The sequence below is a fragment of the Aeromonas sp. L_1B5_3 genome (genome assembly GCF_963866575.1).
Classification (GTDB): Bacteria; Pseudomonadota; Gammaproteobacteria; order Enterobacterales; family Aeromonadaceae; genus Aeromonas; species Aeromonas jandaei.
On sequence record NZ_CAWMDN010000157.1, the window covers coordinates 1 to 8,563 of the forward strand.

At 49.0% G+C, this 8,563-nt stretch carries 11 protein-coding genes; 2 read left to right on the forward strand and 9 right to left on the reverse strand.

What is annotated here, in order from left to right; all coding sequences use genetic code 11:
- Nucleotides 1-28: 28 nt before the first annotated feature.
- The 6 genes from AACR93_RS20405 to AACR93_RS20430 all read right to left on the reverse strand — a co-directional run bounded on the left by AACR93_RS20405 (nucleotide 29) and on the right by AACR93_RS20430 (nucleotide 2,815).
- Nucleotides 29-382 (reverse strand): hypothetical protein, encoded by a 354-nt coding sequence (locus tag AACR93_RS20405; protein ID WP_043851825.1) that lies wholly within the window; start codon nucleotides 380-382, stop codon nucleotides 29-31.
- Nucleotides 383-392: 10 nt separating this feature from the next.
- Nucleotides 393-818: a DUF2787 family protein gene (locus AACR93_RS20410; protein WP_043851826.1), complete on the reverse strand. Its 426-nt coding sequence runs from the start codon at nucleotides 816-818 to the stop codon at nucleotides 393-395.
- A 35-nt stretch (nucleotides 819-853) separates the two neighbouring features.
- A complete protein-coding gene (locus AACR93_RS20415) occupies nucleotides 854-1,417 on the reverse strand; it encodes a lecithin retinol acyltransferase family protein (protein ID WP_043851827.1) in 564 nt (187 codons plus the stop codon).
- Nucleotides 1,418-1,501: 84 nt separating this feature from the next.
- A complete protein-coding gene (locus AACR93_RS20420; RefSeq protein ID WP_043851828.1) occupies nucleotides 1,502-2,188 on the reverse strand; it encodes a hypothetical protein in 687 nt (228 codons plus the stop codon).
- A gap of 228 nt (nucleotides 2,189-2,416) precedes the next feature.
- Entirely contained in the window at nucleotides 2,417-2,608 is a 192-nt protein-coding gene (locus AACR93_RS20425) for a hypothetical protein (RefSeq protein WP_043851829.1), read from the reverse strand.
- 51 nt (nucleotides 2,609-2,659) lie between these two features.
- Nucleotides 2,660-2,815, reverse strand: a complete 156-nt coding sequence (locus AACR93_RS20430; RefSeq protein WP_113721835.1) for a hypothetical protein — start codon at nucleotides 2,813-2,815, stop codon at nucleotides 2,660-2,662.
- Nucleotides 2,816-3,089: 274 nt separating this feature from the next.
- Between AACR93_RS20430 and AACR93_RS20435 the strand changes: the two genes are divergently transcribed.
- Nucleotides 3,090-3,434, forward strand: a complete 345-nt coding sequence (locus tag AACR93_RS20435) for a helix-turn-helix domain-containing protein (RefSeq protein ID WP_043851830.1) — start codon at nucleotides 3,090-3,092, stop codon at nucleotides 3,432-3,434.
- A gap of 138 nt (nucleotides 3,435-3,572) precedes the next feature.
- Here AACR93_RS20435 and AACR93_RS20440 read toward each other — a convergent pair whose 3' ends face one another.
- On the reverse strand, nucleotides 3,573-4,550 hold the full coding sequence (locus AACR93_RS20440) for a YagK/YfjJ domain-containing protein (RefSeq protein WP_231556989.1): 978 nt from the start codon (nucleotides 4,548-4,550) through the stop codon (nucleotides 3,573-3,575).
- Nucleotides 4,551-4,943: 393 nt separating this feature from the next.
- The gene (locus AACR93_RS20445) at nucleotides 4,944-5,147 is read right to left on the reverse strand and encodes a helix-turn-helix transcriptional regulator (RefSeq protein WP_042649675.1); all 204 of its coding nucleotides are present in this window, start codon (nucleotides 5,145-5,147) and stop codon (nucleotides 4,944-4,946) included.
- A 431-nt stretch (nucleotides 5,148-5,578) separates the two neighbouring features.
- On the opposite strand from AACR93_RS20445, the gene AACR93_RS20450 reads away from it, so the two are divergent.
- On the forward strand, nucleotides 5,579-7,330 hold the full coding sequence (locus AACR93_RS20450) for an H-NS histone family protein (RefSeq protein WP_231556990.1): 1,752 nt from the start codon (nucleotides 5,579-5,581) through the stop codon (nucleotides 7,328-7,330).
- Nucleotides 7,331-7,511: 181 nt separating this feature from the next.
- On the opposite strand, the gene AACR93_RS20455 is transcribed toward AACR93_RS20450, so the two are convergent.
- Nucleotides 7,512-8,563: tyrosine-type recombinase/integrase (locus tag AACR93_RS20455; protein ID WP_231556991.1), on the reverse strand; the 1,052-nt coding region annotated here is incomplete at its 5' end.

Consider the following 8,563-nt stretch of genomic DNA (forward strand, 5'->3'; position numbering starts at 1 on the left):
GGATGTTATTACGTGATCGGCATGAATGTTATTGAGCGATCGCCATGCGTGGGAATATGCAACTTGCCAACACACGGGGTTGCTCGGTGAGAGAAACCGGTCCTGCCTGGCTGCGCCAAAAACAGTGACGAGTGGGGTCCACGCAAATTTCATCTATCGGCTGGCTCATCGTGCGCCAATCCTCGGCATTGGTGAGGGAGAGCAGTTGCCACTGCACCCCAGACCAGCGCAGGTGCAGCGTAACGGTGCGGGCATGGGGGCTATCAGGAGTGATGTGTAGTAACCAGCGCTGGCCACGGTGGCGCGGTTGTATCTTGGCCTTGGCGGCGACCAGTCCCAGCCACTGGCGCGAGGTGTGGGAGAGCGGCAGTTCGTTAGTCATCACACACCTCCTACTCCCCGCTGACCGTGACGGTGAAATATCCCAACTGGGCGTAGCTAATGAAATTGCTCTGCCACAGGGCGAACAGTTCCCGCGCTTCCACGCCGGGCAGTGGTCCCCAGCCCTGCAGATAGTGCTCGTCGCAAGAGAGGTTGAAGTCGAGCTCCTTGCAGAGCTCGGCATCCTGGCCCAGTCCCTGATAACTGAAGTCGGTGATGTAATCGAAGACCCAGCCGTGCAATCCCCGAATAAGCCGCAGCTCTACCGGATGGACGCCACCCGTCTCGGCACTGTAGCCGGGGCTGCGAAAGTTGAAGGTCAGGGTCGAGAGGTCGGTGAGGTCGAACTGTTGTTCCCGCACGACGCTGCGCAGTAAGTCAGGCAGCTCGGGCGAAATCGGCAGGGCCATCCCTGCCAAGTGAAATGGCATGGTCATCTTGGTGTGTCCTTTCGTATCGAATGTGAGACGCGTTAATCCCTGAACCAGCGCCAGGCGCGGTAGAGGCTGTAGGTGGCAGCCAAGGGCGCCGCCAGCGAGGTGGCCGAACTCCCCAGCAACGCACCGACTGCAGCGGTCACAGCGGTAGTTGCTGATGGATTCAGTGCCGTGCTGGTGGCCATGCAAGGCAGGGCCGCAAGGGTAGGCTGCCGAGCCACAGAGTGAAGCGCCTGATGTGCGATACACCCCGTAGCAATGAGCTGGTTAATCTGCTTGCTGTAGTGAAAGCCCTCGATGCACCAGAGCACGAAGTGCTCGCAGTTGTTAAAGAGCGTGCTGTAGTGCGCCTCTCCAAGACGGGAGTAAGCGCGGTCGATACTCTCCTCCCGGTTGAACGCTCGTGCGCTATGGTGCTGGATGCGATAACCCCGCCCTTGGCTAAACTCGGCAAGCGTGGTGATAGCTATCTGACCGGAATGTATTCCGGCACTGACCCCCTGGTAGTGGATAACCTGATGGTCTCCCAGATAGATACCGTGGTGCTGGTAACCGGTGCGGGGTGAAACGAGGTGGTCCCCCGGTTGTGGTAATGGCATGAACCGTTCCTTAAATAAAATGCGGCATAAAACAGAGGGCACCCGAAGGTGCCCTGATGGTGGTGAATGTGTGGTGGCTGGTGGTCAGGGCTGCTTGCGCAGCGTTAAGCTGTTGGCATCCCATACCCAGCGCTGACGAGGATTGCCGGGCAGGTCGAGGGTGAAACCGTTGGGGGCGGGGGTCAGCTTGCCTTCGTCGCTGCAGGTACCAAAGGGCTGTGAAAGCATGGTCAGCGCCCCCGTCTGAGCGACCGCGAACTGATAGAGTACCGGGCATGCCACACCGCCACTGTGCAGCTCAAACAAGACCGCCTGCCCATTGGCCAGCGGCAATCGGTGCGTGAGCGTGATGGCGTCATATTCATCGGTGCGCAGCAGTACCTCACCCCCATACCGGATCTCGATGTTGTAATCGTCATTTTTCACGATGGTAAATGAAGCGGTACTTGATGCGGCTGACGAGGGTGCAAAGGAGGGTTCGAAGTAACGGCTACCATCCGAGTAGGTCAGCATCATGCCGTTCAGTGAAACCGGCTGGCTGACACTGGGGATGAGCCTTGGCTCATCTTCATCCAGCGGCATCAGCATGATGCGCTCCCCTTTCGAGGTCTCTATCCAAAACTGCATGCTGGCGAAATTGAGGGTGCCCTCAACGTTGGCCGGAACCCGTTTAGTGACCGTTGGCACAGTGAACTGGGGCGCAGCCCAGGTCGGTAAGGCAAACAACGACAACCATGTGCACCACAGTGCCAGTTTGATTTTTTCTGTCATGTCACTCTCCAGACGACTTATTCAATGGTGTAAGAGGCATTGCCCAGATTGGTGAAGATGGTCACCTCCCTCAATCGGCACGGCTCGGTCATGACCAGCCGCCAGCTTTCGGTGTAATTGAGCTTGAGTGGGAAATGGGTCCCCCCAAGCTGACCACCGATGTCATTGCGCAGCATCACCCGGCAGTCAGAGGGGGCTATACAATTTCCTTGGTGAAAGCGAGGCTCGTCACATTTTGAGAGAGCGCAGCGCCCCTTCTTTGGCGGCTAACATTTTGATGAATTCAGGGGCCCACTTCCTTCCCGTAACAATATCAATAATCGTCCTGTCGCTCATCTTAGGTACGTTATAAATGAGCTTGATGATAAGGCCACCCAAGCTATTGCCATTTATAGTTGTAAGCGTTTTCCAAAGTCCCATATTACCAACCTTCATGATTCAATTTTGACCATTAACATGTGCATCCGATAATCAACTATCTCTGCAAATCAACCAGTAAAGTAATCCGGCTAAAATCGGGTCAATTATAAGTCCGAGAATGAACCAGCCCCAGAATGAGCGTCCGTTACCAGCCGCAACAAATCCCAGTAATAAAGCAAGTCCAACCCAGATCAGGACTAATGGCATGAGGAGTCTCCTGTAATGTGTAAATGGCAAAAGAAAGCCGGGCCGATAAGGCGAATCTATCGGGTAGGCGAGACATTCGAGTAATGTCAGTGGGAGTGCTGGATCGATAACCAGACTCAGTCAACAAAGTGGCCAGAGGTGAGATCGTGTCGAACTCCTTTCGATGTTGGGGTGACTACTTCACTAAATTAGATCTAATGAGGTGATCCTCACCCCAAAGGGTCCTTAATGTCAACGAGTCCATGGCCAACCATACAGGTTGACTGGAGGACTTATGACAGACATCAACTTTGACGATCTAGCCAAAAGCGTCGGTAAAGCGATTGGACGGCAACGCCAACAAGCGGGACTGACCCAGGATCAAGTCGCAGAGCACCTGGATATCGGGATGGAAGCGGTCTCTCGGATGGAGCGGGGAAAAGTGGTGCCTACCGTGGTGCGGTTGGCAGAGCTCGCCCAGCTGTTTGAGTGTGAGCTTGCAGACTTCCTGCGTGAGACCAGCAACCGCCCCACCGAACAAGGCATTGTGCTCAGCCAACAGTTGGCTAAGCTCGATACAGAGGACAGAGCGCTGGTGCTGGAGGTGGTAGATAAGCTGGTGGCACGATTGGCGCCTTAACAGCTCGCAGTGCGCATCTGTGACTGACTGACACCCGATGCCAGGGTCAATAACTTGGGAGGCCGTAATGGCGCTCCCAAGCAGCTTCACAGCGATATCTGTTTACTCTCCCTTGATAATATCTATCTGAGTTCCTTTTCAATCAGACCGACAGAACAATAACCTAGGTCTGCCAAGGCGAGGTTGGCGTGATGGTCTCTCCATACGCCCGAAGGTCCGACGACCAGCTGGCAATACCGCCAATATTTGCGTATCCAGCTTGGTCAGATAACTCAGCGCATTAATCAGGTTTATGCGCTTGGTTGTATCGCTGTAGTGGACCATCCCAATACCATCAGTTCCCCATTCCCGATATTCCTCCCGCCTGACCTGACAATTGAAATAGCTCCCGTTATTGTCGGACATATCTTCCCATACCTCTCCCAGCGCTATACCCAGCGAGATATCTCGTTGGTGAACTGCCCCATTAAAAATGAACGTAATGTGGGTATGGAAACGTCTATCAACACCGAACTCCATTTTCCAGATATAGCCTAACAGAGCGGGATATTTGTTCTGTACTCGACGAAGGTAACAATTCCGATCTTCCGTCACGAGGTCTAACGTGAGCTGGTCGTAGTAGTCTTCGTGATAGCCGATATCCAATCGGATGACTAATAGCTTGGCATGCTGGTCGAATAGGCTATTAACATACGTCGCTATACTGCGCTGATTGCGGCTCTCAACGCGTTCAAGGTTCTTGAGGCACTTACGGTGCGCCTTACTCTTGAACTCTCTTAGAAACGCATACAGCGCGTTATTGATACCCCTGGCTAATTCGTCACCGACATCACTATCGAGATATCGCTCATGGATGAGATGCAATCCATAAACCTCTCGCATATGCGTTAGGAATAGCGATACCGTTGGATGCGCTGACGATACCTCCTCATGACAATAAAAATAATCACACACAGTATCCAATACATTAAAGAGTTTGGTTGATAGCCTACGGTCAACGCAAGTGATGTATGACTTACCTGGGGCTGAATAAACAGCCCTGACAATCGGGAATGTCATATGCTGGAGCTTATCGGTAAGTGTAAGGATATCTAATAGCTTAATTGAATTAAACATGATGGCCTCGCTTAGGCAGGAGTAACCCTACGCTGTGTGATAGACACACGCGCATATAGGGGCGATTAGTGGAGTGGTATTGGCTAACTATGCTGGTGGTAGCATGACCACCACATGGGAGTGGTGTAATGGTACGCGATAGTGGTAATGGTTATTGGTTGTATATGGGTGGCTGTACATAGCGTAGGAATAGTATTGAATAGAAGTAATGTTTAATGAATGGTAGTGATATCAAATAATAAATATACCTAAACGTGATACGCATGCCTTACCTACGAAAACGCCAAAAACATATATAAGAAGGCATGGCTATTTCCCTAACCCATGAGCCTATCAAGGTATGATTTATAACGCTGGAAGTTATGGAGCTCACTAGGGATGGAAAAAATGCATTCAAGACTGGCTTTTACGAATAAGCCAGCTATCAACATCGTGCTCAAACCAACCAATAGAGGCCTGACCTATCTTGAAGGGTTTGGGGAATGTTTCGTCATAACGAGGAGACTTGGGATTAAGCCAGTCATAGATAGTAGACCTGGCCATGCCAATCTTGTTGATGAGGTCTTTGATGCGCAGGACTTTGATGGTGTTGTTCATGGTGTGTACTCCTGATGATGTAGTGGGTTGTTTCATCAGAAGAGCGGGCCCGTTAAAAAACACATGATTAACTCGAGCGGGTGAGAGCACAATGAAGGCATTACGTTAGCAACCAGCCCCTCATTTGCATTGTATGGAGGTCTGAATCCACCATTTAAGGTCAGCTAGGGGCATGTAAGAAATTTTTTACGTACCACATCCGTGGTTTTTTAGTGGGTTTATGAGGGCCGTTTTGCGATATGGACGTTGGGAAACAAAGGGTCTACACGGCCAGCCAACTGCAACCACATTATATCAAAAGATACCTCTAGGCCTGATTTGTGACTTGAATTGCAATAATGAAAAACAAACGCAACTTACCTTAAGATAATGCGCTACTCTGCACTTTAAGTGATTTGACATTGTCTGTTTAGAATTACGGTGAAGATGATATGGCTAAAAAAGTAAAAAGTAAGTTGGCTCGCGAAATTGGAGACATAGTAAAAAGCCAAAGAAGATTTGTAGTTAGAGAAATCGAGAGCGACGATGCCAAAATTGCATCAAGTGAATTATCTTCCACCAGCCACTTATCTAATGAGGATAAAGTGGTACCGCCCGAAGCGCACTTAAAACCATCGCGCAGAATAACCTCCAAAAAAAAGAATGAAGAAAAAATCGCAACCAATATAGCGAGACCGTATGCAATATATGATTGCAATGATGCGTGGGTCGTCGCAGCTAAGCGAACAAGGACAAACATACATGGTGCATTTTCACGAGAGGGATTAGGTGAGAAAGGATTAAGTGCAGGTAAAAATGCCGAGATAGATATTTTTATTGCGGAAAATAAATCGTCTGACTCGGTGTACAGTAACAAAAAAATTCTGACAGATGACTTTGATACCTTCCTTTGCATATATAAGATTCTGCATTTTATCTCATATATCAGAGAGTTTAACTTTCACACCCCCCCTCGGATCGGTCGCCGACTCGAGACATACAACAGCTTGGAAGATTTGAATTCAGATATTCAAAGTAACGTGCAGATAGAAAATGTAAATCAACGGCGCATATTCACCAAGGTACAAAAAAGAAACATAAAGGAGAGAATAAGGCGTTTGTTGAAAATGAATGTGAGCGCCATTTTAGGACATGATGATTTTTTGCAACACCTCAATGTGCATCCTGCAGTGTCGCTTTTCATCAATACCGTTAATGCAAACAAAATCGACATAACAAATAAAGGCGATTTTGAACGTTACTTTTCGATGGATTTGATTACCGCCTTCGTTAATCGATTCAATTTGATATTCAATCAGCCAGCCTATAAAAAAGCAACCAGTAAAAGGCTGTTCAATGTGCAAGAAAACGTGGCTTCAGTGATGGAACATGCCAATACCATCATGAAAAGTGGCAGTACTCATGCCATACGATTTTGCCTAGGGTTCAATTTCAAGTTTGATGATGAGTATGATGTTGAGTTTGAAAAGGCGTTGGAATTGAGATTGAAAACCCCCTCTCAGGTAAATGACTACAGGCTAATGACGCTACGTGCCGGCAGAAATGCAGTGTTTAGAAATGGTGCTAAGAACCCCATAATGAAATATATTGATGGTTATATATGGAAGATGGATTACTGCTCTGTCAGGGGATATTACCTGCATGTGATTTTATTTTTAAAAGAGAACTGGAGCAAACATTTTAATATCATGGAGTCAATCGGTGAGATGTGGCGGGAAAAGGTTAGAAATGGAGATGTGTTTTCGTATCGAGGTACACGAAGCCGCATTAACCTTCAAACGGCTACGAATCAACAAAAAATGCTTAATGATATTCGCGACTTGTTTATTCAAGATGTACTTGCGTATGCAGATACTACACTATCAAGTGGCAAAAAAATTCGCACCTTTGGTAAAGGAGCACAAAAAGGGTGGGTTCTCAACTCGACGCAACAGGGTAAAACTAAGCCGACAGCACACGAGCAAAAGCTGGCTAAGTTCCAAACGCTGATGGACAAGGCTGGAATTGATCCAGCTGAACTACTTGCTGCAATCGACAAAAAAGCTAAACGAGCCCCTCGTCCTCCGAAATACCGTTACGTCAAGAATGGGGTGGAGCATACCTGGACCGGTCAGGGCCGCACACCCAAGTTCTTGGCTGAACAACTCGAACAAGGTCGTCAGCTGGATGAGTTCCTCGTCTAAATAGATAAGGCCATGCCGATAGAGTGTGGCCTTTCTGTTTTTTACAGGCTCCAGCTCTGTAACTGCGGCTAACATGGCCAGCATGGCTGTACAGGCTGGGTAAAAATGGAGGGTACACTCGATGTAACCTCCATAGGCACAGTCTAAAAATCGAATTTAAGAAAAGAGCTGCTGTACTCCCCTATCCCACTTGTAGATGCACAATATTATTGTCTGCCGGTTTTTCTGATGGTTTCAAAATCCCTCCCCACAACTCCAGAGCCATTTTTTGCTCCGGTAACCGAACCGTATGAACATAGTGAGCCATTACACCAGGTAGAGCATGGCCTAAAATTTGTTCCACGACATGAGGGGCAATCCCAGCCTCGTTTAGGCGGGTCGCCAAGCTCCTTCGCAGATCGTGCCATGTCCAAGGGGCGCTATGCCCGAGCCGCTTCCAAATCCCCCTTCCCCACTGACTTACCGCTTCTGGTCGCTTGAGTTCCCCTAGCAAGTATGGGGATGACTGTGCGGCGGCTGCTTTCAGCAAGGCGTCTATCGTCGGCCGAATAAAATCAGGTATTGGTCTCACGATTTTATTACCTGTTTTTGAGTTAGACGCAGGTACTGTCCATGTACCTTCGGCTAGATTCCATTCTTCGGGTGCTGATAGCCGAGCTTCTTGAGTTCTTGCACCGAACGACAATAGAATCTTGGCCAAATTTCCGTAGTAGCAATATGGACCTAGCTTCTCAGCCCAATCCCATAGTGTTCGCAGTTCTTCTAGCGTCAGAACCCTATCTCGCTTACTTGCTTTTTGCCCAACATCAGCGACGGTCAAGTCATCCAATGCATTACTCACTGCAAACTGTCTGACACGGCAAAACTTCAGAGCATGCTTACAGTTTTGGAAACAATACCCACTAGCCACAGGTGCTACCTTCGAGTATTCGTCAAAGACGCTCAACCAGTGACGAGTATCACAATCTGACAAAGGAAGATCTCCGATACGGGGATAGACCCACTTAGCAAATTGCTGGCGATGCTTCTCACTGTTCGACCTTTTCTTATCGGCGTGATGACAGAGCCAATACTCGAGTGCATCTTTAACCGTGACAGGCTTAAGCCTTTCATCTTTCCCGATCCTAGTCATCAAGGCGGGATCATAGCCCTCTTCCAACCAAGCTCGACATTGCGCCGCCTTTTTCCTTGCCTCGGAAAGCGACAGCCCCCCCTCTTGGCCGGTATAGGATC